The organism is Vibrio sp. T3Y01 (assembly GCF_013114525.1).
In the GTDB taxonomy this organism is placed as follows: domain Bacteria; phylum Pseudomonadota; class Gammaproteobacteria; order Enterobacterales; family Vibrionaceae; genus Vibrio; species Vibrio chagasii_B.
This window is the reverse complement of record NZ_VTXJ01000009.1, coordinates 183705-207272: the sequence shown is the minus strand read 5'-3', so window position 1 is coordinate 207272 and position 23568 is coordinate 183705. Positions and strand designations below refer to the sequence as shown.

Sequence of the window (23568 nt, the reverse complement as noted above, 5' to 3'; positions counted from 1 at the left end):
TTACCATAATCGCAACCCATTGTTTAAATTGAAGTCATTGATAAAACCATTAGCATTCGCCCCTTTCTTATACAAACGGTTACCTATCCATGCACCAATCAGATACAGCCTTAAACAGTCAAAGCGGGCGTTGGACACAGCACGATACTCAATGGGTATTGAGTTTATTTGGTACAGCTGTCGGCGCAGGTATTCTATTCTTACCTATTAACCTAGGCCTTAGTGGTTTCGTTCCATTGCTCATCATGGCAGCCTTGGCATTCCCTATGACTTTCTTAGCGCACCGTGGCTTTACTCGCTTCGTTCTATCTTCCAGCCAAAAAGACGCAGACTTTACTGATGTCGTCGCTGAACATTTTGGAGCTACCGCAGGACAAATCATTTCACTGCTGTACTTTTTGTCTATCTTCCCGATTTTATTAATTTATGGTGTCGGATTAACGAATACCGTCGATAGCTTTATGGTTAACCAAGCTGGACTAGAGTCACTGCCGCGACCTTTTCTGTCAGGAGCCTTAGTGACAGGGTTAATCGCAGTGATGATCGCTGGCGAGAAGATCATACTTCGTACACTCTCGTTGATGGTTTATCCCCTAGTCGCGATTCTGTTATTTTTATCCGTCTACTTGATTCCAAGCTGGCAGGTTCCTGAGCTGACAATGCCTTCATTATCTTCTTTGGGCAGCACGCTATGGCTATCGACGCCAGTGGTGATCTTCTCATTCAGTCATTTAGCAGCGCTCTCCTCATTTGCTCACGCACAACGCAGCCATTACGATGACAGCGCTAGAGGAAAATCAGAGCACGTCTTACGACGTACCAGCATCATGCTGATCATGTTTGTGATGCTGTTTGTATTTTCTTGTGTTTTGACACTGTCTCCTGAACAGCTAGCACAAGCCAAGGAGCAAAACGTGTCGATTCTGTCTTATCTGGCCAATGTTAAAGACAACCCGTTCATTGCGACACTTGGCCCGATCGTGGCATTCCTAGCGATAACATCATCATTTATTGGCCACTTCTTAGGTGCGAGAGAAAGCATGGTCGGGATGCTGACCAAAAGTACTTCCCTATCCACACCTTTGGCTCATAAAGTCACAATAATCTCGCTGTTTGCATCGATCTGGGTGGTAGCGATTGTCAACCCGAGCATTTTAGGGATGATGGAAGCCTTGTCTGGGCCTGTAATCGCGATGATCTTGTTCGTTATGCCGATGATGGCTGTGTACAAAGTGGAGGCGTTACGCCGCTACAGAAAGGATTTATCCTGCGTCTTCGTCTTGTTGGTGGGTATCGTCGCCGTGAGCGCTTTAGTGTTTAGCTTGCTTAAGCCATAGCGGGTTAGGGACGAAAAGCAGATTCGGGATTCGAGTAAACGAGTATCGAAGCGCTTAAGAGCAGATACGGGATTCGAGTAAACGAGTATCGAAGCGCTTAAGAGCAGATACGGGATTCGGGTAAACGAGTATCGAAGCGCTTAAGAGCAGATACGGGGTTCGGGTAAACGAGTATCGAAGCGCTTCAGAGCAGATACGGGATTCGGGTAAACGAGTATCGAAGCGCTTAAGAGCAGATACGGGATTCGGGTAAACGAGTATCGAAGCGCTTAAGAGCAGATACGGGATTCGGGTAAACGAGTATCGAAGAGCTTAAGAGCGAAAAGAATCAAAGCAGCACAATACTATTTTGTTCTGCTTTTTTTGTTTTTCGTATCTCGTTTACTCGCATCTGCCCTTCAAGCTCTTCGCATCCCGAATCCCGTTTACTCGCATCTGCCCTTCAAGCTCTTCGCATCCCGCATCTCGTTTACCCGTATCTGCTTTTTAAATGTAAAAAAGGCCGCCTAAGCGACCTTTTTCATTTCACTGAACCACCTTAAATCAAGGTGAGAACAATCAAATTACTTTACACGACCAACGTATTCGCCAGTACGAGTATCTACTCTTACAACTTCACCGATAGCGATGAATAGAGGTACGCGAACTACCGCGCCAGTTGCTAGAGTTGCAGGCTTACCACCAGTACCCTGTGTGTCGCCTTTTAGGCCAGGATCTGTATCAGTTACTTCGATCTCAACAAAGTTTGGTGGAGTTACTGTGATAGGGTTATCATTCCACAACGTTAGAGTACATACGTCGTTTTCAACTAGCCATTTAGCTGTGTCGCCAACTGCTTTTACTTCAGCAGCGATTTGCTCGAATGTCTCGTTGTTCATGAAGTGGTAGAATTCGCCATCGCTGTATAGGTAGCCTAGTTCAACGTCTACAACGTCAGCTAGTTCTACTGTATCGCCTGACTTAAATGTTTTCTCTAACACTTTGCCTGACAGCAGTTTACGAAGTTTTACACGGTTAAACGCTTGGCCTTTACCCGGCTTAACGTATTCATTTTCGATAATTGAGCAAGGCTCGTTATCCATCATGAATTTTAAACCGCCTTTGAATTCATTGGTGCTTACTGACGCCATGATTTCCTCTTACACATCTTTGAGTTGATTTCAATGCCGCATATCATAACCCGAAAAGTCGAATCTGTTGAGCAAAACTGGCTCAAACAACTATCGAATGCGATCTCAGACCCGACAAAACTCCTTGAAGCATTGGAAATAGACCCAACACCATGGCAAGCAGGCTTTGCCGCACGCAATCTATTTGCGTTGCGCGTACCGTTAAGCTTTGTCGAACGAATGGAAAAAGGCAACCCACACGACCCGCTATTACGTCAGGTTTTACCGTTAAGTGAAGAGTTCGAAGTTCATGAGGGCTACTCGGCCGATCCACTAGAAGAGCAAGACAACGCGATCCCGGGGTTATTGCATAAATACAAAAACCGAGCCTTGATGATTGTGAAAGGTGGCTGTGCGGTTAACTGCCGTTACTGCTTTCGACGCCACTTCCCTTATCAAGACAACAAGGGTTCTAAATCGGTGTGGCAAACCAGCCTCGACTATGTAACTCAACATCCTGAGATTAATGAAGTTATCTTATCAGGTGGCGATCCACTGATGGCCAAAGACAGCGAAATCGAATGGCTGATTCATGCTATCGAACAAATTCCACATGTGAAAACCGTTCGTATACATAGTCGTTTACCAGTGGTGATCCCGACTCGTATTACTGACGAACTGTGCCAAATCTTATCTAAGACTCGCCTCAATGTAGTGATGGTGAGCCATATTAATCACGCCAATGAAATCAATGCAGAGCTCAAACAAGCCTTCCTTAAATTAAAGCTTATTGGCGCGACTCTACTTAACCAAGGCGTGATGCTAAAAGGCGTGAACGACAGTGCTGACGCATTAAAAGCACTCAGTGAAAAGCTATTCAACGCTGGCATTCTACCGTATTACATGCATGTACTGGATAAGGTTCAGGGCGCCGCTCACTTCTACATCTCAGATGAAGAGGCAAAACATCACTTTAAGGGATTAATCTCTGAAGTTTCTGGCTACCTAGTACCCAAGTTAACCCGCGAGATCGGTGGCCGCAGCAGTAAGACACCTCTCGACCTACACATTGAATAAAGAAGTCCTATCCATGAAACACCATGCCGCTGTTACTCCACCAGCCCAGAAACACCGTTCAAAAGGCTTTACCATTATTGAACTGGTTGTGGTGATCGTGATTCTGGGCATTGTGTCTGTGACGGCGGCTTCTAAATTTCTCAACCTTCAAAGCGATGCTCGTATATTAGCCCTTCAAGGCTTAAGAGGTGGTATGCAGGGAGCTGCTGATATGGTTTATCCGATAGCTATACAGCGAAATTTAGAAAAGTTGAGTTCTGCACAAATCACTATCGAAGGGGATAACATAGAACTAGTTTATGGATATCCTGCAGCAGACTCTGCGAACGCATGGAGCTTACTGATTGAGAGTACTTTTGCCGACTCAATATTTAACGAAAATGACCCTGCTGAATGGTACTTCCACAATACTTCTAGAAATGAGCCTTGGATTCGCTTCATGACCAAGAGTAAGAAAAAGTCTTCTGAAGATTGCTTCTTACTTTATAACGAAGCTACCTCCTCTTCCGCACCGACCTTTGAATTAACCACAAGCGGCTGCTAGGTTTTAAGTAACCTTAATCAATCGTTAAGACAAAAAGTTTTTGTTCGATCGTCCGGTCTATTATTAGCATACTCGGCTCTATTCTAAATTTTTAGGAGGGGTGATATGACACAATTTATAGAACAAACTCTCAACCTTGCCCCCTTTAGCTGGGCAGGTCTTGCAGTGTGTATGCTGTGTGGTTCGTTAATCGGTATCGAGCGACAAACACGCGGCAAACCGGTAGGTATCAGAACCTCGATTCTGATCATCAGTGGTACCTACTTCTTCCTTACCATGGCGATTAGCCTATCTCCAAACACACTCGATCAGGCTCGTGTACTTGGTCAGATCATTACTGGTGTTGGTTTCCTGGGTGCGGGTGTGATGATGACACTCGATGGTAAGATTCATGGCGTGACTTCAGCTGCCATTATTTGGGTATTGGCAGCACTTGGGATGATGATAGCGCTTGGTCACCTTTCACAATCGGTTATTATCACGCTATTAGCGTTAGCGATCTTGCTTGGTGTCGATAAGGTGGAAAACAGTTTCCAAAGCCTACGTCGTGGTGTTCACCAGAAATGGATGAGAAAAGGCCGCGTGAAGAAATAATACCGTCCTTCAAAGCCTTTTCCTCAAGACCTAAATGCACGGCCTCTGATACAAAAAAGCCTAGTCAATCGACTAGGCTTCTCGTTATTTGGTGGGGTACTAATACACCTCAATACACACTTGGTTCTTACCCGCGGCTTTGGCCTTGTAAAGCTGCTCATCAGAAGAGCGGATACTCTGGTTTTCCCACAAGTGCCCTACACTGTCGAACTTATACAGGGAGTAAAGGGTTGCTCCACCAGACACTGAAATATTAACCTTATCCCCAGTTGGTGTTCGGTAGCACTGCAAGCTGATGTCGTTCTGAATTCGCTCAAAGATCGATGAAAGCAGCTCAGAGGATTCACCTGTAATCGCGACCACAAATTCTTCACCGCCAAACCTAGCGACGATATCTTGCTGACGCACGCTGTTAGTCATCAGCTGAGCCACATGACAAATCACCTCATCCCCTATCTTATGACCATAGTGATCATTAACCACTTTAAAGTCATCGATATCAAACACACCAACACCAATAATAGGTTCTTCATCTTGCGCTAACAGTCGCGCTTCAAAGCCACGTCGATTCAATAAACCCGTCAATGGGTCTTGCATCGCTAAGTCATTCAAACGGTTATGTTCTTGCTTGGTATAAAAGCGCCATAACCATAATGCTGAGACAATATATAGCGCCAACAGTATCGATAACTGAGCGCGCTCCATCTCCAACACATGTAAGAAGTGTTCACTCTTGTCCTCTTCGATGGTCAGATAGAGTTGGGTATTAATACCATCTACATATAGCGGTCGAGAGTGAGTAAAGTCCATCAGACCATACTTATTTAGCCCTCTAACGCTGGTTATCTCATAACCGTGTTTAGGGTTTGATACCAGATTAGAAACGTAGCCATCAACACCTAATATCCCTTTGAACTCACCGTCAACGTAGATTCCCTTGGTCAAGGTCACCACCTTCTCACCTGTTAGGTAATCATCGTACTGTCCGGTATAAACAACCTGATGCTTGTCCTGTGACAAACCAAAGCGAACCGTATTAATCCAATATGGCCGGCTATTTACGACAGAATCGAACGCATCGCCTTTCATATATTGGGCAATATCAGAGGGGGAAGAGATAACAAACTTCTCTTTCGAGATAAAATAAATCGCTGAAATGGTATCAATGGTATTAGCGAAATAAGCCATGGTAGGTGCTATAAACAAACGCTTCCCCGCCTCCGAATATAGCCCGGAGTTAGGGTCACACATCTCAGTTGGACCTGAAAACATGAAATCAAAGCGAGGGGCTTGCAGGTCCTCACTAATGAAATAACACGTCTCGTCCTCTACCTTTTTGTCGTGCGAAAAAGCATAGGTGTCACCATGCAACGGATAGAGCGCCGTGATGTTGTATTCAAGCGCATTAATGATCTGTGTGAGCTCCGCTAAAGAGCGTGTTACGCCTTGGTTTTCATTTCCATACTGTTTACCTGATTCTTCCGCTGAATCAACGAGCAATAAGCTCAAAACTACTAAAAAACTGGCGGTCAGGCCTAAGAAAGCCTTCTTAAAATCGATAGTATGGGGATTAATCAAAGCATATAAATCATCGTTGAAAATTTAGCGCACATTGTACTCATAAATACAATCACTGCAACAGCAAATATAAAACAATATGCTTATCTTATTTAGGAAAGGGCATTTGGAAATCTATAAGAAATTGCTGAGTTGCAATAACGCCTAAGTCAGATGCACTTAGGCGTTATGAATCACAATAGTAACACTAAGCCTTACTTAGCAAAGTTTACAATCGGGAAGCACGGGAAGAAACCGTTATCTGCACAGTTGATCAGACCAACCTGTACGCCTTCGATTTTGTTGGTTTTGTTGAAGATACCAACCTGTACAGTCGACACTTCTGAAAGGTTCGCCGCACCAACATCAACCATAGTGTCGCCTTCAGAGTAGTTTACGAAACTTACGTTAGCGCCTTTTACATCGTTAGTGATGTTCACAGCTCCTAGGTTAAGACCCGTTGTTTTACCCGTATTCCAGTTGAAGAAACCTAGCGATGCACCTGTCATCTCTTGATTTACTTTAGATGCACCAAAAATACCAAGGTTCACACCCGTTGTTGTTTGAGTCTCAGACATACCCACAACCGCAAGGTCGACACCTTTAAGATCGTTTACTTGTCCGTGAAGCAGAGCCAAGCGCACACCGCCAACTGCATCTGAATCAGGTGCGTTGAAGCCATTGATCGTTGAAAACATAACAGGCGAAGAAGCGAATGCCGCTGGTGCCATTACTGCTGCCGACACAGCAAGAACTGAAAGTAGTTTTTTCATTGGGAGTCTCCACTGACTTATTGTTAACTTGATTTATACATTATCAATCAAGCGTTTATTGTCCTTTATTCAACAGCTATCCATGTTATATCAATGTCATAACTGTACTGTTGAATATAAGACGGTAAATCAGAAAGAGCAATGGAAAAACAGATACGGGATGCGAGTAAACGAGATTCGAAAAAATAAAAGCGGATGAGAGATTCGGGTAACGGGATGCGAAAAGACTAAAAAACGGGTGAGGAAAATAAGATGAGGGATTCGAGTAGCGAGATGAGAAAGAATAAAAGCGGATGAGGAAAATAAGATGAGAGATTCGGGTGACGGGATGCGAAAAGAATAAAAGCGGGTGAGGAAAATAAGATGAGAGATTCGGGTGACGAGATACGAGAAGCTCAAGAGCGGAGGTGAAGGACTAAAACATAACAGCGAGTTTATTAAGCAAGAAGAAGGGGAAGTTATTGTTCTAGTGACTTGATTAAAGCTCCTAACATTCGTGATATTTGAAGTGCCTCCGATTGCCACCTAACAGCAACATCTTTAGCTACAAAACCAACTTCAGAACCGATATCGGCTTGAGTAGCAAACTCACCAATGGATCCTTTGGCGATTGCAAAGAAATGCTTACGCTCTTTAAGAGACCTCCGCTCACAGCCTTCAGCGATATTACTAGGGACGGACAGCGCACTACGAGTAATCTGGTCTTTGAAGCCATAGTCACGACAAGTCGCCATTTCCCTATAAACAGAAATCGACAGCAGACGACTACGCTGCCAAACATCTAGTTTTCTATAGAGCACAATTTCTACCTAAAGACCGAAAGCCTAATCATCTCAAAAGTACCCCATTGAAAAGCCCCAAAAAAGAACCAAAGTTCGAGACTTCTGTTCAATAGTCTCTTGTAATTTCGAACTTACTCTTAATCTTGTCGAATCTCGTTTGCCCGAATCTCGCATCTGATTTTAAGCTCTTCGCATCTCGTTTACTCGCATCCCGCATCAGCCTTCATGCTCTTCGAATCCCGTTTACCCGCATCTCGTATCTGCTCTTATGCTCTTCGTATCCCGTTTACCCGAATCCCGTATCTGCTTCTAAGCTCTTCTCATCCCGCTTACTCGAATCTCGCATCTGCTTTTCAAGCTCTTCTCATCCCGCTTACTCGCATCCCGAATCTGCTCCAAAAAAAACGGAGACCGAAGTCTCCGTTTTCAATTTCACTATGAATAGCGAGGGATGATTACATCATACCGCCCATGCCACCCATACCGCCCATGCCACCCATATCAGGCATTGCAGGAGCTGCTTCTTGAGGCTTGTCTGTCACCATTGCTTCTGTTGTGATCATAAGACCAGCAACTGATGCCGCGAATTGTAGTGCAGAACGAGTAACCTTAGTTGGATCTAGGATACCCATTGCGATCATGTCGCCGTATTCGCCAGTCGCAGCGTTGTAGCCGTAGTTACCTTCGCCAGCGCGAACGTTGTTAGCAACAACAGATTCTTCGTCACCTGCGTTCTTAGTGATTTGACGGATAGGTGCTTCCATTGCACGTAGTGCAACGCGGATACCTACGTTTTGCTCTTCGTTGTCACCTTCAATGTTAGCCACTTTAGATGCAGCACGGATAAGTGCAACACCACCACCAGCAACCACACCTTCTTCAACTGCAGCGCGAGTCGCGTGAAGTGCGTCTTCTACGCGGTCTTTCTTCTCTTTCATCTCAACTTCAGTCGCAGCGCCAACTTTGATTACTGCAACACCGCCAGCTAGCTTAGCAACGCGCTCTTGTAGTTTCTCTTTGTCGTAGTCAGACGTTGCATCTTCGATTTGTTGACGGATTTGAGAAACGCGACCTTGGATCATCGCTTCTTCACCCGCGCCATCGATGATGGTTGAGTTTTCTTTAGTGATCGTTACACGCTTAGCTTGACCTAGGTCTTCTAGCGTTACTTTCTCTAGGTCTAGACCGATCTCTTCAGAGATAACCGTACCGCCAGTTAGGATAGCGATGTCTTGTAGCATTGCTTTACGACGGTCACCGAAACCAGGTGCTTTAACAGCCGCAACTTTCACGATGCCGCGCATGTTGTTTACAACTAGAGTTGCAAGCGCTTCGCCTTCTACATCTTCAGCGATGATTAGAAGTGGACGAGATGCCTTAGCTACTGCTTCTAGAGTCGGAAGAAGTTCACGGATGTTTGAAACTTTCTTGTCGATAAGAAGGATGAATGGGCTTTCTAGATCAACAGAACCTGCTTCTTGGTTGTTGATGAAGTAAGGAGATAGGTAACCGCGGTCGAACTGCATACCTTCAACTACGTCTAGCTCGTCTTGTAGAGCCTGACCTTCTTCAACTGTGATAACGCCATCACGACCTACTTTTTCCATCGCTTCAGCAATGATGTTACCTACTGTCGCATCAGAGTTTGCAGAGATAGTACCTACTTGCGCGATAGCTTTAGTATCAGCACATGGAACAGAAAGACCTTTTAGCTCTTCAACAGCAGCAAGTACCGCTTTGTCGATACCGCGCTTAAGGTCCATTGGGTTCATGCCAGCTGCAACCGCTTTTAGGCCTTCAGTGATGATAGCTTGAGCTAGAACTGTAGCTGTAGTTGTACCGTCGCCCGCAGCGTCGTTCGCTTGCGAAGCCACTTCTTTAACCATTTGTGCGCCCATGTTTTGGAACTTGTCTTCAAGCTCGATTTCACGTGCAACAGAAACACCATCTTTAGTAATAGTTGGTGCGCCAAATGATTTGTCTAGAACAACGTTACGGCCTTTAGGACCTAGCGTTACTTTTACTGCGTCAGCCAGAACGTTTACACCTTCTAGCATTTTAATACGTGCGTCGTTACCAAATTTAACGTCTTTAGCAGCCATCTTTATTTCCTTTAAATTCTTTATTCAGTCAGTTCAGTTTGTATAGCGCGGATTACTCAACGATCGCCATGATGTCGTTTTCAGACATGATCAGAACTTCTTTACCGTCGATTTTTTCAGACTTAGTGCCGTAGCCTTCAGCAAAGATAACAGTGTCGCCAACTTTAACGTCCAATGGTTGTACTGAACCGTTTTCTAGGATGCGGCCTTTGCCAACAGCTAGAATTGTACCGCGAGTTGATTTTTCAGCGGCAGAACCAGTTAGAACGATGCCACCAGCAGATTTAGATTCAACTTCTTGGCGCTCAACGATAACTCGGTCGTGTAGAGGACGGATATTCATCGGTCGTATCTCCTGATAATTTCCATTTAATTTGATAGTTGCCACGATTGGCATGGGGTTAAAGAGTATGTTGGGGCGAAGTGAAAGATCCCAAGGGGTGGAAGGGAAATTTTGTGATCTAAGAGGCGGATACGGGATGAGAGCAGATACGAGTAAACGGGATGCGAGATACGAAAAGCAAAAACACCACTGCGAATAACCCTGTGTAACTGTCAGGGATAAAACAAAAGAAGGCTGCATATCTTTTCCCCGCTTTTAGCTCTTCGATACTCGTTTACCCGTATCTCGCAACTGCCCCTCTCGCTCTTCGTATCTCGTTTACTCGAATCCCGTATCTGCTTTTAAGCTCTTCGTATCCCGATTACTCGCATCTCGTATCTGCTCTTTAAGCTATTCCCTTCCCGCCCACATCTGTTTATCCTACACCTTTCGTTCCAACTGGCGTTTTACATGCAAGATAAGCACGGGCTTTTGACCGCCCCCATTGCGAGTACATTACGTACCATGACCATTCCGACTATCTTCGGCATGATTGCGATCTTGATGTTTAACTTGGTCGATACTTTCTTTATCTCACTACTCGGCACACAAGCACTTGCAGCAGTGAGCTTTACCTTTCCAGTTACCTTCGCCATTAACTGCATCACCATGGGCATAGGTGTGGGGCTTTCCACATGTATTGGGCGGTTACTGGGCCAAGGCTGTGCACAAAATGCCGCTCGCTTTACTTGTCATGGATTATTGCTTGCCGTGCTGCTTGTTGGATTTGCATCAACACTGGGGCTTGTAACTCTAGAACCCATGTTTACCTTATTAGGGGCAGAAGCAGAGTTACTACCACTGATATCTGAATACATGACGGTTTGGTATTTAGCCATTCCGCTGCTTGTTATCCCAATGGCAGGCAATAGCGCGATACGAGCGAGTGGTGATACCAAAACCCCCGCCAAGATCATGATGTTGGCGGGCCTGATTAACGGCATCCTCGACCCCTTGCTGATCTTCGGTTACGGACCTTTCCCTGAACTCGGGATACAAGGCGCCGCCATCGCTAGTGGTTTCAGTTGGTTTGGTGCGTTGTGTGGTTCACTGTATGTATTAATCAAACGAGAAAAGCTACTTGCTCCACCCAAAGCTCAAGAGGTTATCCGCGACTGGAAGCAAATCCTCACGATTGGTACACCCGCTGCACTTTCAAACGCCCTAAACCCACTCGCGGGTGCCATCATTATGATGATGCTGGCTAAGCAAGGAACCGAAGCCGTTGCCGCTTATGGCGCTGCTCAGCGTATTGAGTCGATTCTGATCATAGTCTTGATGTCTCTCACTTCAGCTCTCACCCCTTTTATGGCGCAAAACTTTGGAGCAGAGAATCCACAACGCAGTTTCAAAGCTCTATTCTTGAGCATGCGTTTCGCCGTGCTATTCCAAGGTTTGATCTTTTTAATGATGGTGCCACTGAGCATCCCTTTAGCCGCGCTCTTTTCTCAGGAAGAGTCTGTTCGCGGGATCTTATGGCACTATCTGTTAGTTGTTCCATTCAGCTACGGTTTCCAAGGCATTGTGATGATGTTAATCAGTGCAATGAATGCCATGCATCAACCACTCAAAGCCTTCCAATGGAGCTTCATGCGCCTGTTCATATTTACCCTGCCGTTTGCCTGGGTGGGCAGCCAAATTGATGGTGTCGAAGGACTGTTTATTGGCCTAGCGCTAGGAAACATAATGGGTGGCATTTCAGGGTACCTGTTTGCGCTTCGTGTTAGAGCTAAAGCAGATGTGGGATGCGAGTAGCTAAAAAGCAGATACGAGATTCGGGTATCGAGATGCGAAAAGATTTAAGAGCAGATGAGAGATTCGAGATTCGAAGTGCTTGAGAGCAGAAATAGGCTAGAAGAAGGAAGATGACATGGAAGGCTATACTTACAAAATGCTCTACGAAGCGCCGATTGGTAAGATGATCATTGTTAGTGATGGCGTATCAATTATAGAAATTGACCATGTGAACCATGATGAGGCTATTGTTTGCAACCACGATGAATTATGCCTCAAAGTATCTCGCCAACTAGACGAGTATTTTGCTGGTAAACGAACTGAATTTGATTTGCCATTAAGAGCAACAAAAGGTACAGACTTTCAAAAATCAGCTTGGCACGCTCTCACCTCTATTCCTTATGGCGAAACCATCAGTTACGGTGAACAAGCGAAAAGAATGGATAACCCAAAAGCAGTAAGAGCAGTGGGTGGTGCGAACGGCAAGAACCCGTTTAGCATCGTAGTCCCATGTCACCGAGTGATTGGTGCAAATGGGACATTAACTGGCTACACCGGCGGCATGAACCGCAAAGAGTGGTTGTTGGATTTTGAACAGTCAGTTCTGAAAGCGAGATGAGAGTAAACGGGATGCGAGATAAGAAAAGCATATAGCTTAGATGCGAGTATACGAGCGGCGGGATACGAGACGAAAAGCAACAAGATAATACGAAAAGACACGACTCATACTTAAATCCAATCACGCAACCGCTCTTCAGCTCTTCGTACCCCGCTTACTCGTATCCCATATCTACCTTTGTTTGACAACGTCATTCCCTACAGCGAGGCACGAGCGTGATAGGGAATCTCTTTCAGGGTATTGAATATGACACATAAACTTACATGAGATTCCAGACATTTCGTTCCTCAATTCTGGAATGACAGACTAGAACAGATGAAAGTAACGAGATTCGGGATGCCAAAAGAAACAGGGCATTCCCTTCCTGTTTTTGGCTTTACCGCTTTTCGTCACTCGTTAACCCGAATCCCGCATCCGCTCTTAAGCTCTTCGTATCTCGCGTACTCCTATCCCTTATCTACCCTTTGTTGGACAACGTCATTCCCTACAGCGAGGCACGAGCGTGATAGGGAATCTCTTTCAGGGTACTGAATATGACACATCAACGTGACATGAGATTCCAGACATTTCGTTCCTCAATTCTGGAATGACAGACTAGAACAGATGAGAGTGGCGAGATTCGAGATGCGTAAACATGTACGGTTCTCATTCTGTTCGTGACCCGTTTGCTCGCATCGCGCACCCGCTCTTAAGCTCTTCTCATCTCGCTTACTCGCATCCCGAATCTGCCCTTCAGCTCTTCGTATCCCGATTACTCGCATCTCGCATCTGCTCTTAAAGCTCTTCGTATCCCGCTTACTCGCATCCCGAATCTGCCCTTCAGCTCTTCGTATCCCGATTACTCGCATCTCGCATCTGCCCTTCAACTCTTCGCATCCCGCTTACTCGCATCCCGAATCTGCCCTTCAGCTCTTCGCATCTCGCTTACCCGTATCCCGTATCTGCCCTTAAGCTCTTCGTATCTCGTTTACTCGTATCCCGAATCTGCCCTTCAGCTCTTCGAATCCCGCTTACTCGTATCCCGCATCTATTCCTCAAAATCCAGATACAAAAAAACGGCCACACTCGCGTGCAGCCGTTCTAGTATTCGATGAAAGTTAAAAGTTATTTAACTAAAACATCACCTGACATTTCAGCAGGGATCTCTGTACCAGTTAGAGAAAGCATTGTTGGTGCAAGATCAGACAGTTTACCGCCCTCTTTGAACTCAACGTCTTTGTTACCTACGTAGATAAGTGGCACTGGTAGGTTAGTGTGTGCAGTGTGGATGCCGCCCGTTTCTGGGTTAACCATCATTTCTGCGTTACCGTGGTCTGCTGTGATAAGCAGTTGGCCGTCAGCTTCTTTGATTGCTTCAACCACTTTACCAAGACACTCGTCTAGAGACTCTACGGCTTTAACCGCTGCATCGTAAACGCCAGTGTGGCCAACCATGTCACAGTTAGGGAAGTTACAAACGATAGCATCGTATTTGCCGCCTTTGATTGCTGCAACTAGCTTTTCAGTTAGTTCTGGAGCGCTCATTTCAGGCTGTAGGTCGTAAGTAGCTACTTTTGGAGAAGCAACAAGTTGACGCTCTTCGCCTTCGAACTCGTCTTCGATACCGCCATTGAAGAAGAAAGTCACGTGCGCGTATTTCTCTGTTTCTGAAATACGTAGCTGCGTTTTACCTTGCTTAGATAACCACTCACCGTAAGTGTTCTCTAGAGAAGCTGGTGGGAATGCACATAACAGTGGAATATCAGCAGCGTATTGAGTCAGCATCACGAAGTCGATTGCTGGGAATACATTACGCTCAAAACCATCAAAGTCAGCAACAAATGTGCGAGTGATTTGACGAGCACGGTCGGCACGGTAGTTCATGAAGATAACTGCATCGCCGTCAACGATAGCAGCAGACTCTTCGCCTTCTGCTTTAATCTCAGTCGCTTTTACAAACTCATCGTTTTCATCACGAGCATAAGCGGCTTCTAGGCCAGCAACTGCAGTATCGAATGTGAACTCTGCTTTTGCTTCAGTTAGTAGCTCGTAAGCAGTTTGAACACGCTCCCAGTTGTTGTCACGGTCCATTGCGTAGTAACGACCAACCAAAGAAGCCACACGGCCTTTGCCCAGTTTAGCGAACAGATCTTGGAAACGTTGTAGAGAGTTTTCTGCGCTACGTGGCGGCGTGTCACGGCCATCTAGGAATGCGTGTAGGTAGATTTTCTCTGCGCCACGCTCTGCTGCCATTTCAACGGCTGCGTAGATGTGATCTTCATGAGAGTGAACACCACCTGGTGACATAAGACCCATGATGTGAACCGCTTTATCCGCTTTCACAGCTTTGTCGATAGCATTCACTAGCGCTTCAGTTTGACCGAATTCACCGTCTGCAATTGACTTAGTAATGCGAGTAAGATCTTGGTATACCACACGACCAGCACCGATGTTGGTGTGACCCACTTCAGAGTTACCCATTTGGCCATCAGGTAGGCCTACATCCATGCCAGAAGCAGAGATTAGCGTGTTAGGTTGGTTAGCAATAAGACCGTCTAATACTGGTGTCTTAGCGTTCGCGATAGCGTTGTCTTGGTTGTCTTCACGGTAACCGTAACCGTCAAGGATCACTAGAGCCATTGGCTTCTTAGCTGACATAGGACTGACCTCGTTCAATTCAAAATAAATCGGTATAAAAACAAATTAGCGTAATTTTACTACAGTTTACAGTCAAAACTGTAGTGGAAGATCAAGAAACGTCTCTAGTAAGCGGAGCGGATGTGAAAAAAAATGTCATTTTAGGAGAGAGAAAAGTAGGGATATGAGCGTTTATATCCCCACAATCTAGATTCAGAAAGCTGAATAACAATAATTTGATAGCTCTTTAGTGCAGAAGGTCAACCTCAGTTTCATGCTCTTCATTATCGTCATTTGACTTCAGGTGACGCACCAAAGGTTGGTCTATCACTATGGTTTTGTTAGTAACATATTGAAAGCTAAAATCATCCCACAATATTTGATCCAAACTTTCTTCAATTTCTTGATTAGACGAAATATCGATTATCATGAATATTGCCTCATATCTGTGTCAAAGCTCACAGTAATTATGGACAATAAACAGAACACCTTCGAAAGAATTGTGTAAAAAACACGCTAACGGAAGGTCATAATTCAAATAACCGAACCCAATATCGGTTCTAGGCTCTAGGCTCTAGAAGGAGCTCTTCTTTGTTCTGAGCGGCATTCCAAACCAAATCCCCTACCCCATCTGTCGGCTTAAACCCGGTTGGCGCATCTAGAAGAAGCTGGCGAATCGTATCATGTTGTAGGTTATGACAAGCGAAATCCAATGACTCAAGAAGCGTGTCATATTCGTTAATTGGTAAGAACACTTCTTGTGCTGTCATGATTCGCTCATGAGCTGTTGGAGATACGTTATCGCCAATCAACAACTCTTCATAGAGCTTCTCACCAGGGCGCAGACCTGAAAATTTAATCTCAATATCACCATGAGGGTTCTCTTCATTTTTAACAGAAAGCCCTGAAAGGTTGATCAAGTTTGCTGCAAGGTCTGTGATTTTGACCGATTCACCCATATCAAGAACAAAAACATCACCGCCTTTACCCATAGCGCCCGCCTGAATAACCAGCTGTGCGGCTTCAGGGATCGTCATAAAGAAACGAGTAATATCGCGGTGGGTAACAGTGAGTGGACCACCAGCTTTAATCTGCCTTTTAAACAGAGGAATGACCGAACCAGACGATCCCAGCACATTGCCAAAGCGAACCATACAAAAACGTGTGCCGTGCTCTCTTTGATTCTCTTGCTCAGCCAAAGCTTGCAGGCCTAATTCCGCCATACGCTTGGTAGTACCCATCACGTTGGTTGGGCGTACTGCTTTATCTGTCGAGATAAGCACAAAGGATTCAACACCCGCCTCAATCGCAGCTTTTGCAGTATAGTAAGTACCATAAACATTATTACGCACACCCTCGACCACGTTATACTCAACAAGTGGAACGTGTTTATAAGCGGCTGCATGATAAACAGTTTGTACACCAAATGACTGCATTGAGGTTAATAATCGATGTGGTCGCTGCACTGAACCTAGCAGCGGAACGATTTCTACTCCATAACCTTCTGCCTCTTTCACCAGAGAAAGCTCACGATCAATTTGGTACAAGCCAAACTCAGACACTTCAAAAAGCACTAGTGTCTTTGGCTGTTGTTTGAGAATTTGACGACATAACTCAGAGCCAATAGAGCCGCCAGCACCGGTCACCATCACCACTTTACCTTTGATGTTAGCTTCCATCAGAGCTTGCTGAGGAGTAACCGCATCACGCCCTAGCAAATCTTCGATAGGAACATCGGTAAGCTCATCAATTTTCGCTTTACCTGACACAATATCGGCCATTTCAGGAACGGTTTGAATCTCAACGGGCAGCTGCGCTAGTAAATCCAACACTTGCTTACGGCGAGCACGAGAAGCACTGGGGATCGCGAGCAAGATTTTAGAAACATCGTGCTTCTCAATCAACCTTTCCGCTTTGTCTAATACAATAACGGGCAAACCCAAAATCATCGTATTGGTGAGCGTTTTATCTTCATCAATGAACGCGCGTACTCGATAGTTTTCAGACGCTCTTAACGCGACAGCCAATTGTCGACCGCCTGAGCCCGCACCATAAATTAATACTTCTTGACGTGAATCTTTCGACGTCGTCGCGACAAGATTGCGAACCACCAAACGAGAGCCGCCACATAGCAAAGCTAAATAAGCACCGTAAATAATAGGCACCGTACGAGGGACTGGTTCTTGCAGATAATACGCAAACAGAGCCAAAGAGATTGCCGACAATATTGCGCCTGCCGTTACCACAAACAGCGCTTGAAAGGTAAGGTACCTAAGTACTGCGCGATAAAGCCCTAATTTAGTAAATATAAGCACCGTCATTATTACTGTTAAGCCTGTCAGTAATAAATTATCGCCATCATTCAAAAATTGGAAATCGCCTAGCCTTGTCCACAGCGCAATGTGCAGAGCAAATATAATGAGTAAAGCATCAATAGAAACACTGATAATCCGTTTTTTAAAACGAGAAAGGTGCCATATGAAGTTTAGACGTTGCATAAAGTTATTCTTATTTATGAGTATTTAATAAACCACAAAGACTGCATGAGTGGGATGTGTTGAACATTATTTAAATTCGCAAAGAGAACTTGCAAAAGATAACCCGAATATTTAATTCGCGCTTTAATTTATTATTAATTGAAAAGCCCCAACAGTTCGACAACTTTCAACTGTTGGGGGTTGGTGGAAGCTTAAAAACGAGCTTAAGCTAACTGACACCTCATATATTGAACATTCAGCCAGTAAGCCAGTAAGCCAGTAAGCCAGTAAGCCAGTAAGCCAGTAAGCCAGTAATATTGAGAGCAAAGATGCTGAAAGAAAAAGCTCTTTTTACTGGTGAGAGTGATTAAGCTTGTGCTTCAAGTAAAACAGCACGCAGCACTTCCGCCGTTTTGTCGATCTCATCCTGCGTTAAGGTTGGGTGCACTAAAAACATTAAGCTGGTTTCACCTAACTCAACTGCGTTCTTTAATGGTATTTCTGGCCTGAAGCTTGTGCCATCAAATGCTTTTTCCAGATAAACCTCAGAACAACTGCCTTGGTATGCAGGCACACCTTGCTCAACAATCGCATCAACAATTTTATCGCGAGTCCAACCTGATTTTAGATGCTCAGGGCGAATAAACATATAATGCTTATATTCCGCATGTTCAATGTATTCAGGAATATCCACACAGCGAACAATTGGAAGATCAGCAATCGCCGCTTCAATCACTGCTGCATTTGCTTGACGATTTTTCGTCCATTCAGTCATGCGTTGAATTTGGATACGGCCAATAACCGCTTGCATTTCTGTCATGCGCCAGTTGGTACCAAAGCTTTCATGAAGCCAACGAAAGCCTGGTGGGTGCTTGCGGTTATAAATAGCATCAAAGCTTTTACCATGATCCTTATAAGACCACATAAACGACCATAAATCTTTGTCGTTCGTGGTTACCATGCCACCTTCACCGCCTGTTGTCATGATCTTGTCTTGGCAAAAAGACCAAGCACCAATATGACCAATAGTACCGACACTGCGACCTTTGTATTTCGCACCATGCGCTTGAGCACAATCTTCAATAACCTTGAAACCATGCTTTTCAGAGAGCGCCATAATCGCATCCATCTCGGCTGGCATGCCCGCTAGGTGAACAACAATCACGACTTTAGTTTTTGGTGTAAGTACCGCTTGTATCGATTCAGCGGTAATGTTTTGACTGTTCAGATCCACATCCGCAAAAACAGGCGTCGCACCGGCCGTTACAATTGACGAAGCCGATGCTAAGAAAGTACGAGATGTGGTGATCACTTCATCACCCTGACCAACCCCAAATGCCTTTAATGCAACATCTAACGCTAGCGTACCGTTACCCAGAGCTACTGCGTATTCACAGCCAACCCAAGCCGCAAACTCTTTTTCAAATTCACGACCTTCTTGACCCGTCCAATAGTTAACTTTATTTGAAAGTACAACCTTACTTACGGCGTCCGCTTCTTCTTGAGTAAACGAAGGCCATGGAGAAAATGATGTATTAAGCACGATGTCACCTAATCAGTTTTAATTTTTATGATTTGATAAGCTCATGAGCCGGAGAGCCCACGACGGTTTTAAAATTTGGAACACTCTTGATAACCGTTGAACCTGCACCAACGACGGCATCACATCCAATAACAACAAGTTGTTTCACTTGGCTTCCGATTCCTATCCAAGTGTTTTTGCCAACTTCAACGCCGCCAGCCAAGTTAACACCAGGGCTAATGTGGACGCCTTCATCGAGCTTGCAATCATGGTCAACAGTAGAGCCAGTATTAATAATACAGCTCACGCCAATATGACAAAAAGGGTTAACGACCGCATTCGCCATAACAACCGAACCGATGCCAATATTAGCGTACTTACTTATTACGGCTTTGGGGTGAGTAAGTACACCAAAGTTCGCTCCCGCAGAAGTCAATTCACGCTGTTTGGAACAGCGAGTCGCATTGTGACCAATAGCGACAACAGTCAGGTCATACTCTTTCACGTTAGAAAGAAGCGTACTTGTATCACCAGACACAGACCAATGTTCAACGGCTTTTAAGCTTGGCCAACGGTCGTCAAAAAATACAATATTCTGATAGCCGTTAAGTTCGGCTATCTCGGCGATTACTTTTCCATGCCCACTGGCACCTAAAATGGCGCAGCTTTTCATGATTGGTTATTACCTTGATGCTGTGAACCCGTAAAAGGTTCTATGGTGACGTGTCCATCTGCTGATATGCCCTCTTTAACGAAGACTTTTTTTACCGTTAAGAAAAGAATTTTAATATCTAGCCAAAGGGTTCGGTTACCGACATACCAAACGTCTAATTCGAACTTTTCTTCCCAACTGATTGCATTACGCCCGTTAATTTGCGCCCATCCCGTTACCCCAGGACGAACATCATGGCGACGAGCTTGCTCTTTGTTATAAAGAGGGAGATATTGCGCCAATAAAGGGCGAGGGCCGACTAAACTCATATCACCCTTCAAAACGTTCCAGAGGCCTGGTAACTCATCTAGGCTACTTGAACGTAACTTGTCACCAAATGGTGTCATACGCTCGTCATCTGGTAGCGGATTGCCATTGGCATCAACCGCATCTTTCATACTGCGAAACTTCACCATTTCAAATGGCTTTCCATTCAACCCAGGCCGAGTTTGACGAAACAATACAGGAGTTCCTAAGTTCTTACGTATTTTCCCAGCAACCAAGGCGATAACAGGAGCTAGCAAGATAAGTGCAATAAGAGCCGCGAGAAAATCAAACAGTCTTTTCATCGTTTACCTCTGCAGAAGTTACCTCGGTTGAATCAACACCAGTCACCCAAACTACCCATTTATCCGCCAATAGAGAGCGGTCAAACTTACTTTCAGCAAGCTGACGGGCATTCGTTCCCATTTTAGCTAAAACTTCCCTTTGGTCTGCCGCATTTTCTAACGCGTCAGCAAATGCTTTCGGGTCCTCCGGCTGAACAGAAAATCCACATTGTGTTTGCTCAATCATTCCTGCTAACCAACCTGGGTAATTATTGATAACTGGTAATCCTGCCGATATGTAGTCAAAAAACTTGTTGGGAGATGTCCCGTAATAAAAGGCTGGAATATTCGCTAATAGCTGCATACCTACGTCTGCACTTGCCATTAAACCAGACAGTTTTTCTTTATTTACCGGCGGGTGAAACACGACATTATCTAATATTAACTCTGCCGCTCGTTTCTCTAGTTCAGGCTTTAATTTACCTTGCCCAACTAAAACTAGCTTAATGTCTTCTCGGCCCCGTTTTCGGAGCTCAACAGCCGTATCTAAAATAGCGTTGAGACCATTTGCCATTCCATGAGTACCTGTAAAGATCGCCATCAGATCGTTATCTTTTACTCCCTTAGGGCGCCAAAGCTCGCTTGGCTGGCTAAAGATAGATAAATCACAACCATTAGGCACCATGGTTATTTTGCTTTCATCGATGCCGCGCTTCTTAATGCCTTCCACAATACCAGGAGATAAACCAATACAACGATGCGCGCTGCGGTAAGATGCCCACTCTAAGAAAGACATCAGTCCCAGAATGATAGGATTTTTGATTACCCCCATCTCTTTAGGTAATTCTGGCCATAGATCTCGCACTTCAAAAACAAATGGCTTGCCACGTAACCAGCGAGCAAATATACCCGGAATTCCAGCCGTAAGAGGCGTTGTGGTAGCAAAAAGTACATCATATTTTTCAGTAAAGGCAAGACCAATACTTTTCAAGGCAAACTTAACAAACGTCATGCTGCGCTTTAAAAAGCCATCTGAGTTTGAATAAGCCAAATCAAATTCTATGATGCGAATACCATCAACAAGACCTTCGCGTTTACCCGCGGTAAACACAGAATCGAGGCCAGTTTCGCCTCCACCGTAAGTACCACAAACCATAGTGACATTATGCCCATGATGAATCAAGCGCTTAGCCATTTCATAGGAGCGTATTCCAGTCGAACCTTTCGGTGTCGAGAAATGTTGATGAAAATAAAGAATATTCATGAGTGAAATTGATACTCTGTTGTAATGTTGCCATCTGACGAAATCTCTACCTCAAGAACTGGGATAGGAGTTTCTTGGTAGTAATAACGGGACTCTCTGCCTTCTACAATTTCTAAGCGTTCAACCTTTACGTCGCTATCGATTTTGATCTCGTGATTGCCATTCGTCACCTTGCGACCTTGCACCACCCAATTATCAGGGCTTAATCGCCACCGAAGGATCGCTTTGCTTTTAATACCTTGCACTTGATCTTTTACCGTAAGAGAGCTTTCAGTAAGAGAGATATGTCGCTGATGCTCACACCCCAAATAGTCTCGGTAACCGGCTTGCCCAGTTAACTTATGCTCATCAAAGCTAACATCCTTTGCTTTCAACCAAGCCCCTAACAAAAAGCGGCTAAGCCTTGGCATTTGCTCGTGTCCGTCAAATTGGATGGTATTATGGCTTTGTGTCCCGCCATAGTAATCAATGTAGTCTTGCCCCGCGTTGTAGCTGAACGTGCCACCGTCGCGTAGTAGATTGATACCATCTAACCAAAGGTCAACGTGAAGCGCGTCGTTTTGTGCAGGCCTAAATCGAAACTTAGGGTAATTGAATAAGGCAAATGCACCTGCTTGATTTCTCAACCCAATATAGCCGCCGTGTTGAAAATGAAACGATGTAGGCTTAGATAGGACTTTCTCTGGCTTTTTAAGCTTTAGTAAAGAAAGCGCCTCATCATACTCACCTTTCTTTTGCCAAGCTGTTGCTTGAAGGAAGATGGCAGCGGCTAACTGAACCGATGGTCGGAAATCTCGATAATCGCTACTCGATAGCTGCAATAAGCGAGCACCATCATTGTGGCCAAGGTTAGGGGCGTCGCCAGTTGATGGTTCAATTAACTGGTAAAGCCATTGATTCGCAAGACCTATTTTCTCGGTTAATCCTCGAGTAAATGGGCTTAGTTCTAGCTCTCTACGCCAAAGCTCTGCCATTGAATAGGTATCTAGCATAACTCTGTGGTAGTTGACTGAGTATTGGCTGAACGTACCATCTTTAGCGACAAGATGTTTCGCCCTGTTCTCTAACCACTTGCGCCCCAACTTTTGCCAACGCTCTCCACTTTCATCGCCATTGATGACCAACCAACTACCACCAATAAACAAAGCTGCAGCCTCTGATGTACCGTGGTTATTATCTTGTGCTACAGCATAAGAGATCGTTGGCGCGATTCGTTGTAGGTGTGCTTTGATAAATGCCAAAAGTGCAGGTTCAGAATTATGAACTTGATTAAGCAGTTTAGCGGTAAATGCTAAGTGCATGACCCGTATTGAGGCTTCTTGCCCGCACTTCCAGTTTGGACCCAAATAAGGCGCATTCTGATCCATCCAACTTCTAGCGGTAGCGTTAAGTTCTTCTAAAGCAGCATCTCTACCTGTAAGGTAGTTTCTCGCTAACCCCAGAGCCCAATCAAACCTTGATGCCTCCCAAATACCTTTGATATCACCAACATTTGAATCAAAGTCAGATAGGTTGAACCAAGGCTTACTCATCTCTGAAAAGCGATGTTCAGTTAGTACGCTGTTATCCCATCTGAGTTCTTTTATAGGCAATTGTGGCAACCAACCAAATGGAGCTAGCTTATATGGCTTAATGCATTTCAATTGTCTTGAGCAAGTAGTAGGGCGGAACAAAAGCCCCGAGATCGGGGCTTGTGAAAGGCGCTTAACTGGGTTGAGTCCGCTTCGAACACCAAGTTGATAACCTGCGACTCGAGCTAAGTTTAAAAGCCCTAAGTCGATGGCTGTTTGCGCTTTTAATTTAAAACTCATCTTATTTT

Annotated in this window: 20 protein-coding genes; 6 read left to right on the top strand and 14 right to left on the bottom strand. The window is 44.9% G+C overall.

Going from position 1 to position 23568, the window contains the following annotated elements:
* Positions 1–89: 89 nt before the first annotated feature.
* Positions 90–1337, top strand: a complete 1248-nt coding sequence (locus F0232_RS12445) for an aromatic amino acid transport family protein (protein WP_105057802.1) — start codon at positions 90–92, stop codon at positions 1335–1337.
* Positions 1338–1900: 563 nt separating this feature from the next.
* On the opposite strand, the gene efp is transcribed toward F0232_RS12445, so the two are convergent.
* On the bottom strand, positions 1901–2467 hold the full coding sequence (efp, locus tag F0232_RS12440; protein WP_004741343.1) for an elongation factor P: 567 nt from the start codon (positions 2465–2467) through the stop codon (positions 1901–1903).
* A 33-nt stretch (positions 2468–2500) separates the two neighbouring features.
* Between efp and epmB the strand changes: the two genes are divergently transcribed.
* The 3 genes from epmB to F0232_RS12425 all read left to right on the top strand — a co-directional run bounded on the left by epmB (position 2501) and on the right by F0232_RS12425 (position 4661).
* Positions 2501–3523 (top strand): EF-P beta-lysylation protein EpmB, encoded by a 1023-nt coding sequence (gene epmB, locus F0232_RS12435; protein WP_171750821.1) that lies wholly within the window; start codon positions 2501–2503, stop codon positions 3521–3523.
* A gap of 13 nt (positions 3524–3536) precedes the next feature.
* Positions 3537–4067 carry a prepilin-type N-terminal cleavage/methylation domain-containing protein gene (locus F0232_RS12430; protein ID WP_171750820.1) on the top strand — a complete coding sequence of 177 codons (531 nt, stop codon included), beginning with the start codon at positions 3537–3539 and terminating at the stop codon, positions 4065–4067.
* Between the two features lie 105 nt (positions 4068–4172).
* Complete coding sequence (locus F0232_RS12425) at positions 4173–4661, top strand: MgtC/SapB family protein (RefSeq protein ID WP_050633676.1); 489 nt, start codon at positions 4173–4175, stop codon at positions 4659–4661.
* A gap of 99 nt (positions 4662–4760) precedes the next feature.
* On the opposite strand, the gene F0232_RS12420 is transcribed toward F0232_RS12425, so the two are convergent.
* The 5 genes from F0232_RS12420 to F0232_RS12400 form a co-directional block, all read right to left on the bottom strand.
* Positions 4761–6239 carry a sensor domain-containing diguanylate cyclase gene (locus tag F0232_RS12420; RefSeq protein WP_171750819.1) on the bottom strand — a complete coding sequence of 493 codons (1479 nt, stop codon included), beginning with the start codon at positions 6237–6239 and terminating at the stop codon, positions 4761–4763.
* A 194-nt stretch (positions 6240–6433) separates the two neighbouring features.
* The gene (locus tag F0232_RS12415; RefSeq protein ID WP_061033192.1) at positions 6434–6991 is read right to left on the bottom strand and encodes a hypothetical protein; all 558 of its coding nucleotides are present in this window, start codon (positions 6989–6991) and stop codon (positions 6434–6436) included.
* Between the two features lie 458 nt (positions 6992–7449).
* The gene (locus F0232_RS12410; RefSeq protein WP_171750818.1) at positions 7450–7791 is read right to left on the bottom strand and encodes a four helix bundle protein; all 342 of its coding nucleotides are present in this window, start codon (positions 7789–7791) and stop codon (positions 7450–7452) included.
* A gap of 437 nt (positions 7792–8228) precedes the next feature.
* On the bottom strand, positions 8229–9875 hold the full coding sequence (gene groL, locus F0232_RS12405) for a chaperonin GroEL (RefSeq protein WP_105057798.1): 1647 nt from the start codon (positions 9873–9875) through the stop codon (positions 8229–8231).
* Between the two features lie 52 nt (positions 9876–9927).
* On the bottom strand, positions 9928–10218 hold the full coding sequence (locus tag F0232_RS12400) for a co-chaperone GroES (protein WP_017061289.1): 291 nt from the start codon (positions 10216–10218) through the stop codon (positions 9928–9930).
* 450 nt (positions 10219–10668) lie between these two features.
* On the opposite strand from F0232_RS12400, the gene F0232_RS12395 reads away from it, so the two are divergent.
* Both F0232_RS12395 and F0232_RS12390 read left to right on the top strand, forming a co-directional pair.
* Positions 10669–12012, top strand: a complete 1344-nt coding sequence (locus F0232_RS12395; protein WP_171750817.1) for an MATE family efflux transporter — start codon at positions 10669–10671, stop codon at positions 12010–12012.
* Between the two features lie 115 nt (positions 12013–12127).
* Positions 12128–12610: a methylated-DNA--[protein]-cysteine S-methyltransferase gene (locus F0232_RS12390; protein ID WP_171750816.1), complete on the top strand. Its 483-nt coding sequence runs from the start codon at positions 12128–12130 to the stop codon at positions 12608–12610.
* Positions 12611–13714: 1104 nt separating this feature from the next.
* On the opposite strand, the gene gpmM is transcribed toward F0232_RS12390, so the two are convergent.
* The 8 genes from gpmM to F0232_RS12350 form a co-directional block, all read right to left on the bottom strand.
* Positions 13715–15247 (bottom strand): 2,3-bisphosphoglycerate-independent phosphoglycerate mutase, encoded by a 1533-nt coding sequence (gpmM, locus tag F0232_RS12385; protein WP_105057795.1) that lies wholly within the window; start codon positions 15245–15247, stop codon positions 13715–13717.
* A 226-nt stretch (positions 15248–15473) separates the two neighbouring features.
* The gene (locus F0232_RS12380; RefSeq protein WP_061033186.1) at positions 15474–15656 is read right to left on the bottom strand and encodes a hypothetical protein; all 183 of its coding nucleotides are present in this window, start codon (positions 15654–15656) and stop codon (positions 15474–15476) included.
* Positions 15657–15786: 130 nt separating this feature from the next.
* Positions 15787–17724, bottom strand: a complete 1938-nt coding sequence (locus F0232_RS12375) for a nucleoside-diphosphate sugar epimerase/dehydratase (RefSeq protein WP_171750815.1) — start codon at positions 17722–17724, stop codon at positions 15787–15789.
* A 346-nt stretch (positions 17725–18070) separates the two neighbouring features.
* A complete protein-coding gene (locus tag F0232_RS12370; protein ID WP_171750814.1) occupies positions 18071–19246 on the bottom strand; it encodes a DegT/DnrJ/EryC1/StrS family aminotransferase in 1176 nt (391 codons plus the stop codon).
* A 25-nt stretch (positions 19247–19271) separates the two neighbouring features.
* A complete protein-coding gene (locus tag F0232_RS12365; protein ID WP_171750813.1) occupies positions 19272–19898 on the bottom strand; it encodes an acetyltransferase in 627 nt (208 codons plus the stop codon).
* A complete protein-coding gene (locus F0232_RS12360) occupies positions 19895–20506 on the bottom strand; it encodes a sugar transferase (protein WP_171750812.1) in 612 nt (203 codons plus the stop codon). Before F0232_RS12360 ends, F0232_RS12365 begins: the two co-directional genes overlap by 4 nt.
* Complete coding sequence (locus F0232_RS12355; protein ID WP_171750811.1) at positions 20490–21749, bottom strand: glycosyltransferase family 4 protein; 1260 nt, start codon at positions 21747–21749, stop codon at positions 20490–20492. The genes F0232_RS12360 and F0232_RS12355 overlap by 17 nt, the downstream gene beginning before the upstream one ends.
* Complete coding sequence (locus F0232_RS12350) at positions 21746–23560, bottom strand: heparinase II/III-family protein (protein ID WP_171750810.1); 1815 nt, start codon at positions 23558–23560, stop codon at positions 21746–21748. Before F0232_RS12350 ends, F0232_RS12355 begins: the two co-directional genes overlap by 4 nt.
* Between the last annotated feature and the right edge of the window lie 8 nt (positions 23561–23568).